The organism is Mucilaginibacter sp. cycad4, assembly GCF_034263275.1.
GTDB lineage: Bacteria > Bacteroidota > Bacteroidia > Sphingobacteriales > Sphingobacteriaceae > Mucilaginibacter.
Genome location: NZ_CP139559.1, coordinates 1,746,758 through 1,764,495 on the forward strand (window position 1 = coordinate 1,746,758; position 17,738 = coordinate 1,764,495).

The following is a 17,738-nucleotide window of genomic DNA, read 5'->3' on the forward strand; positions in this document are numbered from 1 at the left end:
CCCGTTTAACAAAGACAACATCAATAAATTGCCAGCTCAAGAGTGGGGGGCGGGTAGTTTTTTTCAGGCAGGGATAAACAATACAGCAATACAGGTTTACTTTCTTTCGGCCCCCTGGTAAACCATGGCGTTTTTAAAATTCTTCCTAAACTTTTTAATGTATTCAGAAGGTTTTAAATCAAATACCTTCTTAAACTGCTCGCGAAAATATTTGATATCTTTTATTCCAACAGCGTAAGCAGTTTCTAATATATTTAGATCGCTATGTACAAATAGCTGTGCAGCTTTTCGCAATCTGATAACCCTTATGAAGCTATTGGCTGGCTGACCTGAAATCATCTTGATTTTTTTGTAAATCCCCGAATAAGACATATTTAGTTCGGAGGCTAAGGATTGCAGATTAAAATCCGGATCAGTAATATGCTCTTCCACAATCCGGATACAGGAATCCAGAAACCTTTTGTATTCTATCGAGATAGTGTGCGGGTTATTGTTCAGTGTAATTTCATTATAAAAATATTGCTGAAGTGTGTTTCTGCTTTTAAGCAGCCCGCTAACCCGTGCTTTCAGGATATCTTTGTCAAAAGGTTTTCCGATATAATCATCGGCGCCCCTCTCAATACCCTTTAGTTTGATTTCGTTTGACGCACTTGCGGTTAAAAGGATGACAGGAATGTGAGAAGTTGTCATATTCCCTTTAGTAGCGGCACAAACTTCTATCCCGGTCATACCCTGCATCATGACATCGCATATAACGATATCCGGCCACTGCTCATTAACAATTTTGATTCCATCCTCACCATTCGGCGCTACAAGAACATTATATTCAAGTTTAAATATCTGGCGGAGATACTCTCTCATATCCTCGTGGTCATCGATAATTAACAGTGTTTTGAGTTCAGACACTGATACTTCCTCTCCAGGGTCTGCTGCAGGTACTATATCATTGGCTGTAGTTTCAGAATCTATCAATTCTTTTAAAAACTCAGAAGCAGTCGTTGGCTGTTCTGAGATAATTTGATCTTTTAGATGCGCTTTTCCTTTTTTAAAAGTAATTGTAAAGGCTGTTCCCTTTCCAGCCTGACTGTGATATTCAACGATTCCGGCCTGACGCTCTACAAAATTTTTTACAAGGTAAAGCCCAAGGCCAAATCCTCCATTTGACGTACTGGCCAAATCAGATAACTGGTAAAACCGGCTAAAAAGCTTGTCACCCACCTCTGGCGGAATCCCGCAACCGGTGTCCTCGACGATTATTGAAACCGCCTGTTCAGATTCTTCTGCACAAACACGAATTTTCCCGAGTTTTGGGGTGAACTTCATGGCGTTCGAGAGCAAATTAAACAGTACGATCTCTGTTTTTTCCCGGTCTATATAAATATTCAAACAATCGGTTGATAACTCGAACTCAAGGTGGATCTGTTTCCTTTTTGCTTCATGTACAAAACATAAATAAACCTCCTTACACAAATCGGTTATATTAACATTACTTATTCTCAGCTGATCAGATTCTGATTCGGCCTTTTTGAAAAGCAGCAACTGATCTACCAAACCTAATAACCTGCGCGCATTTCTGTAAACGATGGTTAAATTTGAGGTGTCCACAGCCTTTTTTTCATTATACAAAAGTTCCTTAATAGGGTTAATGATTAATGTTAAAGGTGTCCTGAACTCATGCGAGATATTGGTAAAGAAGGCGAGCTTTCGTTCATTGAGTTCCTTTTCCTTTTCGCTTTCATAATGAGCTATCTGGATTTCATATTTTAATTTGGCCTGGCGGTCACGGTACAAAAGATACAGATAAACTATCCCTCCAATAAATATAACGTAAATTGTATATGCCCACCAGGTACGGTACCATGGCGGCGAAATAATGATGATCAGGGATTTAGGCGTCCTGTTCCAGATACCATCATTGTTGCTTGCTATAACTTTAAACGTATAAGTTCCGGGATTAAGGTTGGTGTAAGTAACCCTTCGCTGGTTACCATTAAAGTTCCATTTTTCATCAAAGCCTTCCAGTTTATACCGGTAAACATTTTTTTCCGAATGGGTATAATTAAGCGAAACAAATTCAATGGAAAATACATTTTGATCATAATTAAGAAAGGCGGTATCAGCTGCGCCTACCGGCCTTTTCAACGGTGAATCGGCACCCGGTTTCACAGATTTATTAAACACCTGGAAGTCGGTGAAGTAAATCTGCGGGATTTTATCGTTCAACTTAATTTTTGAAGGATCGAATACCACTACACCTGAATTTCCTCCTAAATAAATTTGCCCATCTGCTGATTTGTAAATAAGCGAATGCGAAAACACGCCGTCGCCCTCATCAAAATTAGTTATGGCTAATGTTTGGGGTGTAAACTTTGATACCCCGGTGGCAGAATTGATCCAAAGATTTCCCGACTCATCTTCAACCACATTACTGAAAACGTTGCTTGAAAATCCATTTTTACGTGAATAAACAACGAAAGAATCGCTTTCCTGAACGTATTTATTTAATCCGTCGGCAGTACAGATCCAGATATTTTTTTTACTATCCTCAAATACACAATGCACAATATTATTGCTCAGGCTACTTGCAATTTTATCATCATAAGTATAGTGATGAAAAATCCCGGTTTTGGGGTCAAAACGATCGACTCCGTTTCCGCTTGTTCCAATCCATACATTGCCTTTGCTATCTTTTAAAAGGTTATAAATATGGTTACTGGCAATTGAATTAGGGTTTCTGTCGTCATTATAATAATGTTTAAATTGCTGTGTTTCTTCATTATAAATCTTTAAACCGGCATCTGTAGCGAGCCAATATTTATGGGGGCTTACTTCAAGAATGTCCCTGAAAACATCTTCATTAAAGAAATTGCTCAGTGCTGAATGGTGAAAGTGGTGTATAAACCTATTATTCCTGCTGTCAAACTTATCAAACCCATTTTCGGTTGCTGCCCATAACACGCCACTATTGTCTAAATATATTTTGCCAACCTGATTGCTGCTAATACTTGAGGGATCATTGGTGTGTTGAAATAACCTTGTCGTCCTCTTCAGTAAATCAAACTTATAAAGCCCTTCGTTGGTAGCCAGCCACAGCATATTGCCTTGCAATAACATACTTTTTGCTTCGCGAGGTGCGATTGATAAGGGAATGAAGTGGAATTTATATTGTGTAAAATCAACTTTTGTTAAAGCATCTTTGCCGCAAAGCCACATAATCCCTGCTCCATCATTGTAAACGTAGCCATCTGCGGTACTATTAACATTGCCAATTTTTCGCCATTGGCCATTGCCCTTATTTATAAAATAAAACCCGCCGTTGCTTCCAACAACTAAGGTGGAGTCATTAGCCTTATCAATGCTAAAAGCTCCTATATTAATATTATCATGACTTGAAAATCGGATATATTGCTGGTTTTTAGGATTAAAACAAAAAAGGCCGCTCCAATAGGTGCCCACCCAAATACAACCGTTTTTTTGATCGTAAAAAAGGCTCCAAATATCATTAGGGCTTTTTTTAAGCTGGGATTCAGTCTGCGGGTAATTGCTGAAGTGTTTACTGATTTTATCGAATTTATTTAATCCGCCGTTCCAGTTTCCCAACCACAGGTTTTTCTTATCATCCTCGACAATTGCATTTACCGACTTCCCTCTTATTGAAAATCGATCGTCCGGATTGGGTTTATAGCTAATAAATGATTGCTTATTTGCCATATATTGATTAAAACCATCATCTGTACCTATCCAGATCGTTCCTTCTCTATCGCAGAAGATGGAAAAAATCTTATTGTTACTTACCGATTCGTTGATCTTATCGCTATGATAAAATCGTTCAAACTTCTCCGTATTGGGATCCAAAACATTTAAGCCGTCCATTGTCCCAACCCATATCTTTCCATTTTTATCTTCTGCCAGCGCACTGATAAAATTTGAACTTATACTTGCCGTGTTTCCGGGAATATTTACTAAACTTTCAAAGGTGTAGCCATCAAACTTGCAAAGCCCATTATCTGTTCCTATCCACATATACCCACGGCTGTCTTTAAGTGCCACTGTTACATTTTCGGATGGCAGCCCATCATGAGTGGTATATGATTTCAACGCAAAGTTCCTTACATCATTAGTTGAAAAGTTTGTCGAAATCTGTGCATTCAGGCCAGCTACAAACAGGAGATTAGTCAGGAAAAACAAGACAGCTTTATACATAAGTCCGTTATCACTTTTAATTAGATAAATACAATACAGTATTATCACTAATAATTTTACAGTATAAGTTAGGCATCACAACCTTTGCTTCGTTAGGTTAGCCACTAAAATATTGTACTTAATACACTTATATTTTTCAGGATAAAGGCAATTCAGCAATGTACGCACATAAACATTAGCTGTACTACAAATGCCGACGAACGGTCTTTTAATGTCGAAGTATTAAATCTTGGTTTGATACATTCTTCATGTTCGGATTGATAATGCTCAAACCTCATTTAATACTCATTAAATGATCCATCAGTCTCCTTAAATTTTGGCAGAACCTCTCATATAATCCTGAAGCATTAAGTTTATAAGGCAATCAAATTTAAATAAATTATTAATTGTATTTATAACAATAATTATAAACAGAAAGCATTGATGCGTGATTTAAATCGGAGAAGAAAAAATTGATAAAAATCTAAGCTGTTGTGTTAAAACTTCATAAAGTGCCACTTTATCCCCTCAATATTGAGGCTTTACCCCCTTTTCAATTCATGCTTTTTAAAAGAAATTTAGGTCAACCATATAAGCACGGATTTTCAATTGCCATTGTTACTCACAGCCATTTTTATTGGCTAATTAAATTACTGACGGTTACATCCAGCAGTGATTGAGGGTTAATTATTGGCCGGGAAAATCTAATTTTTTCAAGACATCTACCATGAGAATATTCGATTTGTGCCTGAATATTCTATCGGTTAGTTTACAACTAACTGATAGAATCCCCTTTGTGTTAAAGCAGGGAAGGGCCCCACCGTACTAAAAATCAAAACCGATTGATCAAAAAGAGCTACTTATTTAACACCTAATATAAAATTATGAGAAAAAATTTAACTACCGGGGCACTATGCTGCCTGTTAGTCCTGGCTATGGGCTGTTCTAAAGATTCTATTCAAAAAGGCGCTGATCTATCAGGTCAAAAGTTTGGAAAACAATCATTTGCCCTCTCAACCACCAATACAAACGGTTTCAGGGGTATAAACTGGGCCGACCCTAATGGAAACGAGGGCGACGGAAGGGTTGTATTGCCCAGTGGTATGACAACATCCCTCACCGCAACACAGGCCGCCACTTTGGCTACCAGTATATCCAGTGCCGTTAAAACAAGCGGAGGTACCACCATCAGGATGCCCATTAATCCCTGGACCGCATCAAGCTCAACCTATTGGCCGGTTTACCAGGCTGCTATTAACGCAGTTGTAGCCAATGGTTGCAAGGTGATCCTGTGCTACTGGCCGGTTGGTGTACACCACGTGCCTGATACCGCCCAATGGCATACCATGTGGACAACTGTAAATAATGTATATAAAAACAACACATCGGTATTATATGAACCTATCAACGAGCCGGTTGATTACTCAAGTACAGATTTAAATAACCTATATGCCGGTTTCTTAACCACTTATAGCCCGGCCGATGGAAAATGTATCCTGGATGGTACCGGTTATGCTGCAGACGTAACTGCTGTTGGCGCCGATTCGAGATTAGCCAATCAATATCTTGGCCTGCATTGCTACTGGTGGTTCTGGGGCTCGTACAATGTTTGGTCAAGCTACTACAGTATCATGTCGGCCAGGACAGGCTCTTATGCTTCGCGTACCATAGTTACCGAGGTCGGTATCGAAACATTCAGGAACATGAGTTTCTGGTGGCAATGGGATACCGGCGTATATGTTGACCAGGCATTTCTGACCGGATCACTTGCTTATGCCAAGGATAATTCAATGGGAACAATTGCGTGGTCGGGTGTTAATGATATTGATACCTATCGTTGGTACACAGCAAACAATAACCTCACCGAGGTTAGCCCGGGCACTGCCAACATGTTCAAGTGGTCATGGAAACTTACAGCCTCACCTGTATGGATAGGGCCGGTTGCCGACGGGCGGTACCAGCTTCAGAACCGCGCCTCGGGCCTTATGCTTGATAATTTGGGCAGTACTACCGATGGTGCAGCGGTAGCTCAATGGGCATCGGGAACAAGCAACAATCAGAAATGGAATATAAGCTATACTGCAGGTTATTATACTTTAAGCTGTGTTACAGGAAAAGAATGCCTTGATGTGGGTACCAATACTACCGATGGGTCAAATGTTTTACAGTACGTGGTAGGCACAAGTACTAACCAGCGTTGGTCGCTTGTATCAACCGGAGATGGTTATTACCGGGTAATTAACCTTACGACGGGTAAATGCCTTGATACAGGTGGTTTAACTGCCAACGGGTCATCTGTACAACAATGGTACCAGGGCTCAAGCTACAATCAACAATGGAAGCTTATTGCTCAATAAAATCACAATGCTAATAGCCCGGAGAAGCTCCCTGCTTTAGTTTATCTAATATCCCAAGCCCGTGCTTAAAAGGTTGTCTCCAAAAAAGACGACCTTTTTTATTAATTATTTGCTGCATAAGTAATTGTTTAAGCCCAAATTGAAGAATAAATAACATGGCGTTGTGTTTGGCTCACCCGGTATACGCAACGCCGGGCTCTCTACGCCGCGCGTAAAGAGGCAGGAAATTAAAAAAGTAGACCCTCTTTTTGTGAAGCAAAGAGGGGTGACGGGTGCAGTGAAGTCGGCGAGTTGATGCACCGGATAATTTTCACAATTATATCTTTTCATCTGCTATTATTCATGGAAGACAATCCTGTATAGTGAAAATACTTTTAGCTATTTCACGACCGTAGCAGATTTTAAACTAAGCGCAAGACAGACAGTGTTTTACTTAAAACAAAGCCCTCGATAAACTGCCACAAATGGGAAGTTTTACCGAGGGTTATGTTTTAAGATAGGTTACCAATCACATCATTTTATGATGTGATCTCCGGCGCCTTAATATCCCGGATTGTTAGGTAACAATTTGTTGTTAATATCAATATCAGCCTGGGGTATTGGCCATAACCATCCTTTGGCTGCATTAAATGTCCTGGTTTCTAACTTAACCTGGCTAAATTTCCAGGTAGATGCACTTGCCGGGTTACTCAGTAATGATTTGTCATAACCATACACGTCATGAACCAGTGACTGGTCTTTCCATCGTAATATGTCGGCATACCGGGTACCTTCCATAAAGAATTCAACCCTGCGTTCATGGCGTAAAACCGCACGTAATTGCGCCTGGCTCAAGCTGGAACCTTCTACACTTTCAACCGTTGGCATATTTACCCGTGCCCGCACCTGGTCAATAAGTGTATAGATTTCTGCCGCAGTGCTTCCGGATTCAATCAAGGCTTCGGCGCGGATCAGCAATACATCAGCGTAACGCATCAGGATAGTATTCAGGGAACAATTATTGGGGTCTGCAATGCCAATCGCCGCATACTTGCGCGGACGAGCCCCTGATGGAACCACATCATTGGCTGGAATATAGGTGGTTGAACCCCACTGAGAGCCCGGCAGCACCACCGAAGCAGCCAACCTTGGATCACGATTGACATAAGGATTTTGAGCATTGTATCCTGAAGCCGAATTAGTAATTGGCAACCCATTGGCCATATAGTATGAATCTATCAAGTCGGCGGTAACATTTGGTGTTGGCCAAACGCTTAAAGATAACGCAGATGACGGCCAGGGTTGTGGTTGGGTGGTTGGTATATATTGGATATCAAAAATTACTTCGCTGTTGTTTTCATGCGTTTCATCAAACAACAAACCATAATTGGAATATAAACTATAAGCTTTAAGGTCAATAACATCCTGCGCTGCCTGTGCGGCATCAGCCCATTTTCCGTTATATAAAAGCACTTTTGCTTTATAGGCCAGGGCGGCGCCTTTTGTTGCACGGCCCACGTCAGAACCCGAATAGGAGGTTGGCAGCGCCGCAGCGGCGTCTGTAAGGTCAGCTACGATCTGTGTTAACACAGTGGCTTTGGCCGTTCTGGAAACATATGCGTCTGAAAGTGACTGAACCTGCGTAATTAATGGCACATCACCAAAATAAGCGATTAGATCAACATATGCGTAACCACGTAAAAACTTCGCCTCCGCTGCCATTTGGCTTTTTACTGTAGCATCAATACTTGCAGCGGCAACATCCTTAAGAAACTCATTAGCCCTTGAAATAATAGCATAATCCTGTGTCCACTTAGCGTATGGGGCCCAGCTATTGGATGTTGTTTGCCATTCTCCTACTTCTTTCGAGCCTTGCCATGCATCCTGGCAATAGGCGTTATCTGATTCAAAATCAAATTGAAAAAATTGTGCCGGCGTTGCATTAGGTTGTATGGCATTGTAAATACCAACCAGTGCCATTTTTACCTGGGTTTCATTTTGGTAAAATGTGGAAGGCGATAAACGGTCATTTGGCGTCTTGTCCAAAAGGCCTTTCTTGCAGCTTGCAAGATTAATAACAGATAACACGGTTAAGACTTTATATATATTTTTCATGATTTTATCATTTAGAAATTAACATTTACACCTGCGGTCATAACACGAACCTGCGGATATGCTTCGGCCCTTGTTTGGTCTGAGGTTTGTTCCGGGTCAAAGCCTTTGAATTTGGTGAACGTGAAGGCATTTTGCACATTCGCGTAGATCCTAAGTGAGCTTAAGCCTATTTTCTTAAGGGCTGCCGGATTTAAAGTATATCCTAATTCGATGTTTTTGATCCTCAGATAGGATGCGTTTTCCACGTAAAAGGAAGAGTGGATATTGTTCCTTACACCATCCAAGGTAAGGCGCGGATAAGTATTAGACGGATTCTGTGGAGTCCACCTGTTTAACCACCAGGTACCGAGGTTTGCAAAACCGCTGAAAGGCGAAGCTATTTCATAGTAGGTATAACCTTGCATACCATGTACGCCTTGTAAAAATGCCCCAAGGTCAAAGCCTTTCCAGGCCACATTAAAGTTGAAAGCATACGTTACGCTTGGAAACTGTTTCCCGATAATTTTGCGGTCATGATTTTGGTCAACAATACCATCACCGTTAAGGTCTGCATATTTAATGTCACCTGGTTGGGCGTTGAAATCGCTTACTTTAACAACCCCGGGTTTAAGCGTATAGGTGCGACTTGCGTAAGGGATAGATGCATCGCTGTTATTTTGCCATGTAAAGTCGGAGATCTGGTAGATCCCGGTCATCTGATATCCGTAGAATGAATTTATAGCAGAGCCAACAACAACTGCTTTTGGGGAAGTCAGCTGCTGAGGCACGTCCAGTTGGGTAACTTTGTTAACAATGTGTGAAAGGTTTAATGAAGTCCTTAATTTAATGCCATTATCAAACGTTTTTCTATACGAGATTCCAAGCTCGAAGCCCTTGTTTTGCACTTCGCCTGCATTAGCCATTGGGGCCGATTGGGCAATTGTTAGTGGGATGGGCTGAGTTAACAACAGGTTTTTAGTTCTTTTATCAAAATAATCTACGGTAATTTCAATGTTGTTATGCAAGGAAATGTCGAGGCCCAAATCAAGTTGTTGGGCTGTTTCCCATGTCAGATCTTTGTTAGTCATTGCCGTAATGGCAACACCCGAGTAAAGTGTTCCGCCAAAGGAATAATTCTGCCCTGAACTCAGGATATCGCTGCCATTATAGTAATTGCTAATATTCTGATTACCTAAACGGCCCCAGGAAGTACGGATTTTTGCAAAATCAAGCCAGCTCATATTTTTCATAAAACCTTCCTTCGATATTACCCATGCCGCTGAAAATGATGGAAATGTGCCCCATTGCTTGCCTTGTGCAAACCGGGAAGAACCATCTCTTCTGATATTGGCTTCGAATAAGTATTTTTCGTCAAAAGCGTAGCCAAAACGACCAAAAAAAGAGCGAAGGCCAAGGGCATAGCTGCCTGCATTGTTGGTTTGCGTGGCTGCATCGCCAAGATTCAATATACGTTGCGAGTTATTTACGAAATGTGCACGATAGCCGTTTTGCCAGTCATAAGTAAACTCCTCTTCGCTGTAACCGCCCAATAAATTGAATGAATGACGATTGATCGTCTTATTATATTTCAGTAAACCGGTAAGCAACGAGTGGCCGTCAATCTCGCTTGTTGTAGTCAGGTCTGAAGGTAACTGCGTAACCGTTCCATTTTGGTTTTGCAAGGTTACATTGGCATGAAAGGCATTTCCGTTAGTAGAGATAACATTATAACCGTAGGTAAGCTGCGCGCTTAAACCGGGCAAAATTTTATATTCAGCTTCGGCCTGGCCGCTAAAATTGTAACGTTTTGTAAGGTTTGTACTGCCTTCCTTAATTTCACCGTAATAGTTGCGTTCACCGTTAACAGAAACCCAGCTGCCATTTGCATCTTTAAGCGGATGTATTGGCGCCAAGGTTGCATACCATTCAGCATTCCAAAGATCTGTCGGTTCGTTTTTTATCCCCAAGTTTCCGGATATATTGCCGGAAACACGGAGTTTTTTATCTTTTAGGTGATAACTGTCAAGATTAAGACGGAAGTCTGTTTTCTTATAATTGGTAGCAACCAGGATCCCGTCCTGATCCAAATGGCCCAGCATAAATGAATAGTTAATATTGTCACTTCCACCCGTAGCGCTTACACGGTGATTTTGCATATAAGCATTACCATAGTATACATCGAAGTAATTGATATCAGGGTATAATGGATTGTTGTAAGCGGCGTATTTTTGAATTGTCGAATCAGGATATAGGGGAGCAGAACCGGAATTTACGGCTGCCTCATTGTAAAGCGTTGTATATTGAACAGAATTTAATACCTTGGGTAGCCTTGTCGGGCTCTGAACACCTGCATAGCCGCTATAGTTTACACGAACTTTACCCGCTGATCCTCGTTTAGTAGTAATTAAAATAACCCCGTTTGCTGCACGGTTACCATAAATAGCAGACGACGCCGCATCTTTAAGCACCGAGATTGATTGAACATCATTAGGGTTCACGTCTCCGATAGCTCCCGGAAAACCGTCAACCAATACCAGGGGGGAATTATCTCCGAAAGTTCCTACCCCTCGGATGTCGATGACGGTATTATCATCTCCGGGTTTACCCGAACTTTGCAGCGCAAAAACACCTGAAACTGTACCTTGTAGCGCCTGGCTGGTATTTGTCAAGGGCCTGCTTTCCAGGTCCTGTGTATTTACAATACCTACAGATCCTGTCAGGTTTTCTTTTTTCTGCGTTCCGTAACCAACTACTACCACATCGTTTAGGGTTTTCATTGAGGGCTGAAGTTTTATAGCAATATCAGTCTTCCCGCTTACGGCTATTTCAACTTTTTCGTAAGAGATGTAGGTTACAACGAGTACAGCGTTATCCGGTACATTAGTAAGTTGAAAGTTGCCCTTAATATCACTCAGCGTACCTTTGTTGGTTCCCTTAACACTGATAGAGACACCTATCAGGGGTTGGCCATTGGAAGCGTCTATAATGGATCCTTTTACGGTAATAACTGCTTTATCAGAAGCTATTTGCCCGGTTATCGGGCCATTGTTGTGATTTATTAAATTGGGGGTTAACGCGTTAGCACCTATTGGCAGTATAAATAGTGCCAGGGTTTTAAGTGCAGCGCGGAACCCCTTTGAATACAAATAATTTGAAATAAGTAATTTTCGTTTCATAATTGGGTTGTTAATAATTTAATTGTTTGGTTTGACCGGTATGGATAGTTATATTATATGCTGTTGTCGATGACGCAGCGGGAACCGAAAGCATAATTTTAAAGCGCTCATATAGTTCCCGGAGTTAACAATAACCTATCATTGCCCGACCAGGAATTTATCCTGGCATTTTCGTTGAGGTGTTTTTCAATTAAGATGCTGGCGGTTCCCCTTTTTTAAGAGTATCCACTACTTTCGGAATTTTTCTCATGATGTTTTTTAATTCATTGGAATAATTGGTTAACATGAATGATCATTTTTGGCATGATTATTCAAGAGGGCAAAGTCTTTGAAAAACACATAAAACAAAAGGGGCTAACCAGCAAAAAAGAGGGGACAAAAGGGGAGTTTTTAGTTGAAAAAAGCACTTAACAAGGGGGATTGGAATTTTGTATGTAAATACGTATGCGTGCTAACAAAAAGCTGTAAGTGTCTAACTCGAGGACAAGGTATCAGTATGCAGGGAATAGTCCGATATGTTTAATGACCCGATGGGGATCTGTTTGCTTCGAACGGACTAAATGCCGGCGATCATTATTGGGGCGGCGGAGCGTTAAATGATGATCATATCGCTTATATGACGTTTAGAAGAGCCTGTATACATCTTTAAACGTCATTGATCTGTCAACAATTAGAGAAGAATGAAGTTTATCAAAAAAAAGTTCGTGTTTAAACTGTACGTGTATTAACTTTGTATCATGGAAAAGGGATTTGATAATCTGATGGTACCGTTTATGGATAACCTGATTGCCGTTCGCCAGGCGGTTAAAACTTTTTTTCAGCGGCGGATCAAAGAACTGGACAGCGATATCAGCTATGAAATGTTCCAGGTACTAAATGTATTGTGGCGTAAAAACGAAGTGAACCAGCAGGAGATCGCGAATGCGGTGCAAAAAGGTAAAGCCAGCCTTACCCCATTGATCGATAACCTGGTAAAACTTCAACTGGTTACCCGGACGGAAGACAGCGTCGACCGTCGGAACAAGATCATTACACTTACTAAAGAAGGTCAGGCCTTTCAAAAGAAGATGGATCCAATCTTTAACGATTTCTATACACAGTTCGGTGCAGGGCTTTCCGAAAAGGAGATCCAGACGGCGACTATCATGCTATCAAAAATTTTAAGTCAGGTTAACAATTAAAAAATTTACCCTAATAGTTCAATCACGAACGGTATGTGTTTAAACCAAATGAAAAAAATAATCAAATACGGGCTTTTCGTTTTATTACTACCGGCCCGGGTAGCTGCCCAGGGTACGGGCCTCCATGTCTTAAGTATAAATGATCTTTTTGACCTGGCTGAAAAAAACTCCAAGACCTTAGCAATTTCCCGCCAGAATATTGAAGCAAGCGGACAACGCACGGAGATCGCCAAATCAGCAAAATTGCCGGAGATCAGTGCAGGCATCAGCGCCGGGTATATCGGCAACATCACCATTTTGAACCCGAATTTCAGTTTTAACGAAACGGTGCCAGCCCCGCACTTTACCAATGATTATACGCTGGAAGCCAGCCAGGTCCTTTACAGCGGTAGCAGTATCAACAACAACATCAAAAAAGCTAAGCTGCAGGAACAACTGGCCGGGCTGACCTATGAAGAGAACCGCGAAACGATACGCCTGTTGCTGGTTGGTAAATACCTGGAATTGTACCGCCTTTTCAATCAGAAAAAAGTGTATGCAAAAAATATAGAGCTGGCCAAAGCCAGGTTGAAAAACATACAGGGGCTGCATATAGAAGGCATGGTCACTAAAAATGATATGATCCGCAGTCAGCTGCAGATCACCGATCTGGATGTATTAGCCGAACAGGTTGATAATAATATTGCTATCATCAACAAAGAGCTAACCGTAACTTTAGGCCTGCCCGACGGCCTGCAGATTGGTGTAGATACCACGATTGCAGCTAACAAGCTGGAAACTGTCAATTTCAACGAATACCTTAATAGGGCCTATGCGTTCAGACCGGCGGTAAAGGCCAATACCATTAACGAAAGTATCGCGGATAAGAATATCAGCCTGGCTAAGGCCGAGAAATTACCTAAGCTGGGCCTTTACGCAGGTGATGGGTTATCACGTCCCTACCTGAACATACTGCCACCTCAGGATATTTATTATAATGTGTATCAGGCCGGTATCAGGCTAACCTATAACGTTTCCTCTTTATACCACGCCAAAGACAAGATCAGATTGGCACAGATAGAACGCTCACAGCAGCAATCCTATTCGGAACAGGTAAAACAACAGGCCGAACTGGACGTCAACGCTGCATTTATCAAATTCAATGAGGCCAAAACGGAAATGGTTCGCCGTCAGCAGGCACAACTACTGGCAGATGATAATTACCGCATAGTAGAAAAAAAATACCTCAATCAGCTGGCACTGCTTACCGACATTCTGGATGCCAGTTCGGCCAAATTAACAACAGAACTGAACCGGGCCAACGCAGGCATCAATATCCTTTACCAATGGTACGCGCTCCAAAAAGCAACCGGAAAATTATAATCACTATAAAAGTAAGCAACAGCAATGAAAAATCATCACGAAACAAATAAGCGCAGGCAAAAGGCCATCATATTTAATGTGCTTTCGGCACTGGTCATTTTAGGTGCGGTCACCTGGGGGATCACCGTTTTCTTTCACTTTGACAGTTCGGCTTTTACCGACGACGCCCAGGTGGAAGCATATATTAACCCGGTTAACACACGGGTGGCCGGTTATATCAAAACTATCAGCTTTTCGGAACATCAGCAGGTAAAAAAGGGCGATACCCTGGTGGTGATCGACGACCGGGAATACAAGATCCAACTGGAGCAGGCTGAAGCCACGCTGGCCGATGCGCAGGCGAATAAAATTGTTGCTAATTCGGGAACAGATGTTGCAGCTAATGGTATTGCCGTTTCCAGGGCTAACCTCGATGAGTTGAAAGCCAGGTTGGATAATATGGAAATCAATTATAAAAGGTACCAAAACCTGCTGAAAGAAGATATTGTGACCCAGTTTCAGTTTGACCAGGTACAAACAGATCTGGATGCGACTAAGGCAAAGTACAGGGCATTGCAGGCCCAGCAACAGGGATCATCCTTAACTACCAGCCAAACCGGCAAACGGGTAGCCGTGGCGGACGCTGCCGTTCAAAAAGCCCGGGCAGCCGTAGACATGGCCAAACTTAACTTGTCTTATACTGTAATTACAGCTCCTTATAATGGCGTTGTGGGCCGGAAGATCATTGAAGAAGGCCAGCTGATGCAGGCAGGGCAACCGCTTGTCAGTCTCGTGCGTGGTGACGGCAAATGGGTTACCGCCAATTACTCCGAATCGCAGATCGGCAAATTACAAGTCGGTTCGGCGGTGCAGATCAGGATTGACGCCCTTACCGGTAAAACTTTTCGCGGCCGGGTTGCTGCCATTTCGGAGGCCACCGGTAGCCGCTTTTCAGCTGTTCCGGTAGATAACTCCACCGGCAACTTTGTTAAAGTGCAACAACGGATCCCTGTTAAAATAGACTTTGCCGGCGAAAACAACCATGAAGACCTGGCTGCACTTCGGGCCGGTATGAATGCCGAGGTAAAACTAATAAAAGACTAAATCGATGAACAACCGCGTGTTTCACAGTTGGGTGCCCGAGTGTCTGGATCTTTGGCTGCTCTTGTTTCTAAGTATCATGCTTTCCTTCAATGGTGGCATTCCTTCCACCGTGTCAGGTTATGTGGTAGGCTCCCAAAATTCCATTGCCGCAGACCTCACCATGGCCAGTTTTGCTTATACCGCCGGCATGGCAAGTGTGTTGCCGCTCACTTTGAGGCTACAGCAATTCAGCGCAAAGAAAACATTGCTTTGCCTCATCTTTCCGGTACTGATCTTCTTGAATTTCCTGTACACGGTTACTGATCAGCCTCTGGCCATGGTGATGATCTCCTTTACTATCGGGTTCATCAAAATGATCGCAACGCTTATCGTCGTCATTTCCCTGATACCGATCCTTATGCCACGTGGCGAACGCTATCAGCTCTATTGCATTTACTATCCGCTTTCGCTGGTATTTGGCCCGGTATCAGGATTTTTATCGGCAATTATAGCCGACCACTGGGGCTGGAAATTCGGTTTACACACCCAAAATCTTTTTTTATTTACAGGCTTACTCATCATTGTTTTTTTGGTGCATCCTAACCGGCAATCTAAAAAAGTACCATTGTACGGATATGACTGGCTGGGCACTGTGCTTTATAGCATAACCCTCATCCTGTGCTGCTATGTATTTGCTTATGGCGTTACCGAAGATTGGTTCAATTCTGTAAAAGTTAAATTGGCCTCAGCCGGCGCGATTATCAGTGGAATGCTTTTTATCCGCCAAAGCCTGGCTGTACGAAGGCCATTAATGAACTTCAATTTTTTAAAGCAATGGAAACCTATGCTTGGGGTAAGTATCCTGGGGATGTTTTGTTTGTTTTTTAGTACCAGCGCGCTGATCTCACCTTTTCTAAATGTTGTATTCAGGAACAATCCGGTTGAAAGCGCGCAGATCAATACCTATGTCATTCCCGGCTATCTGACAGGTACGACTTTATGTTTTTTATACTACCGGAAATTTACCAGGTTCAACACCATGGCCGCGGTATGCTGCGCATCGTACCTGCTTTCCAATTTACTGATGTACCGCCTCACAAGCGTTTATACTGCGCCGGGCGATCTGTTCCTGCCGATGTTCCTGCGCGCTATGGCTACTGTTATCGCTTATATCAGTGTGGGGATCTATGTGACCAGTAATATATCCTATGTGCTTATCAATGATATCACGCTGCTTATCATCACCATGCGTTCACTTTTTGCGCCTGCCATCGGAACTGCATTTTATAGTAATATGATTTACGGTGGTACCGTACGCTATACGGATAAGCTTGCGGCAAATATGGATAGCTTGAGTCCATTTGTGGCGGCCAGAAATGCAAGCCTGTTTTACAATGTTAAAACGCAGGCTACACTACTGGCAATCCGGGACGTTTATGGATTGCTGATCCTGGTGGGTTTCGTTATGCTGGCCTTTCTGATCGTGTTTCCTTTTCACGGCTCAGATAAACGTGTGGTGTTTGATTGGAAAAAACCTTTTTATGGTAAAGAGGTGGCGCAGTCCATACCTGTATAATTTATAACTGACATGAACGATAAGCAAACACTGATCCTTGACGCTGCCGAAGACCTATTTGCCTTGCATGGCTTCCAGGAAAGTTCAACCCGGGCCATCGCAACACAAGCAGGTGTTAATCCGGCCATGCTGTCTTATTACTTTGGTTCGAAAGAACAACTGCTGGAAATGGTACTGGAGCGCGGTATCGCCCGCTTCGAAAAAGTTAATAAAAAAGCGAAGCTCAACCATCTTAGCGCCCTGCAAAAGCTTGACGCGATCATGGATCAGCATATTTACCTCATTAAAAATCATGAAAGCTTTTTCAGATTGCTGCTGCATGAACGGTTTTTCCCAAGCTCAACCGGTTCAGCCGTAGCCATCAATTTCTTTTTGGAAAAAAAATACCAGTTGATCAAAGCTATTATGACTGAAGCTATAGCTGCTCAGGAGATGAGGTTGGTGGATGTAGAACTGACAAGCGCTATTCTTTTGGGTGTATTCTATAACTGGGCCGTGCTTCCCAAAGAGTTCGTCATTCATTCATTAGGACCGCCCGACGTAAGGATAGCCAAATTTTACAAAAGTTATCTGGATGAGCTGAAAATCAAATAATAATTATTCAATTATCGAAACTGATCGTATTTAATTCAAACTTTTGTTTGGTTGTTGAAGGTGACAGCGTACCGGGTATTTTCATCGCGCAACGATGTGTTGTCTCCTCTGCAAATCGTTCGGTCAACCCCGCCCAATCCCGGTAGCGCCACCGGTAATGAGTATTTTGTTGTTA

The 17,738-nt window shown here is 42.2% G+C and carries 10 protein-coding genes; 7 read left to right on the forward strand and 3 right to left on the reverse strand.

Going from position 1 to position 17,738, the window contains the following annotated elements:
- Window positions 1-96 precede the first annotated feature (96 nt).
- The gene (locus tag SNE26_RS07165; RefSeq protein ID WP_321558679.1) at window positions 97-4,203 is read right to left on the reverse strand and encodes a two-component regulator propeller domain-containing protein; all 4,107 of its coding nucleotides are present in this window, start codon (window positions 4,201-4,203) and stop codon (window positions 97-99) included.
- Window positions 4,204-5,066: 863 nt separating this feature from the next.
- Here SNE26_RS07165 and SNE26_RS07170 point away from each other — a divergent pair.
- Window positions 5,067-6,539, forward strand: coding sequence for an RICIN domain-containing protein (locus SNE26_RS07170; RefSeq protein ID WP_321558680.1), 1,473 nt, complete (start codon window positions 5,067-5,069; stop codon window positions 6,537-6,539).
- A 540-nt stretch (window positions 6,540-7,079) separates the two neighbouring features.
- Here the strand turns inward: SNE26_RS07170 and SNE26_RS07175 are convergent.
- Both SNE26_RS07175 and SNE26_RS07180 read right to left on the reverse strand, forming a co-directional pair.
- Complete coding sequence (locus SNE26_RS07175; protein ID WP_321558681.1) at window positions 7,080-8,633, reverse strand: RagB/SusD family nutrient uptake outer membrane protein; 1,554 nt, start codon at window positions 8,631-8,633, stop codon at window positions 7,080-7,082.
- Window positions 8,634-8,644: 11 nt separating this feature from the next.
- Window positions 8,645-11,788 carry a TonB-dependent receptor gene (locus SNE26_RS07180; RefSeq protein ID WP_321558682.1) on the reverse strand — a complete coding sequence of 1,048 codons (3,144 nt, stop codon included), beginning with the start codon at window positions 11,786-11,788 and terminating at the stop codon, window positions 8,645-8,647.
- A 288-nt stretch (window positions 11,789-12,076) separates the two neighbouring features.
- Here SNE26_RS07180 and SNE26_RS07185 point away from each other — a divergent pair, with 288 nt between their 5' ends.
- The 6 genes from SNE26_RS07185 to SNE26_RS07210 all read left to right on the forward strand — a co-directional run bounded on the left by SNE26_RS07185 (window position 12,077) and on the right by SNE26_RS07210 (window position 17,563).
- Window positions 12,077-12,199, forward strand: a complete 123-nt coding sequence (locus tag SNE26_RS07185; RefSeq protein WP_321558683.1) for a hypothetical protein — start codon at window positions 12,077-12,079, stop codon at window positions 12,197-12,199.
- 326 nt (window positions 12,200-12,525) lie between these two features.
- Window positions 12,526-12,969 carry a MarR family transcriptional regulator gene (locus SNE26_RS07190; RefSeq protein WP_321558684.1) on the forward strand — a complete coding sequence of 148 codons (444 nt, stop codon included), beginning with the start codon at window positions 12,526-12,528 and terminating at the stop codon, window positions 12,967-12,969.
- A 48-nt stretch (window positions 12,970-13,017) separates the two neighbouring features.
- A complete protein-coding gene (locus SNE26_RS07195) occupies window positions 13,018-14,331 on the forward strand; it encodes a TolC family protein (RefSeq protein WP_321558685.1) in 1,314 nt (437 codons plus the stop codon).
- A 24-nt stretch (window positions 14,332-14,355) separates the two neighbouring features.
- Window positions 14,356-15,414, forward strand: coding sequence for an HlyD family secretion protein (locus SNE26_RS07200; RefSeq protein ID WP_321558686.1), 1,059 nt, complete (start codon window positions 14,356-14,358; stop codon window positions 15,412-15,414).
- Between the two features lie 76 nt (window positions 15,415-15,490).
- Window positions 15,491-16,969: a hypothetical protein gene (locus SNE26_RS07205; protein ID WP_321558687.1), complete on the forward strand. Its 1,479-nt coding sequence runs from the start codon at window positions 15,491-15,493 to the stop codon at window positions 16,967-16,969.
- Window positions 16,970-16,981: 12 nt separating this feature from the next.
- Window positions 16,982-17,563, forward strand: a complete 582-nt coding sequence (locus SNE26_RS07210) for a TetR/AcrR family transcriptional regulator (RefSeq protein ID WP_321558688.1) — start codon at window positions 16,982-16,984, stop codon at window positions 17,561-17,563.
- The last annotated feature ends 175 nt before the right edge of the window (window positions 17,564-17,738 follow it).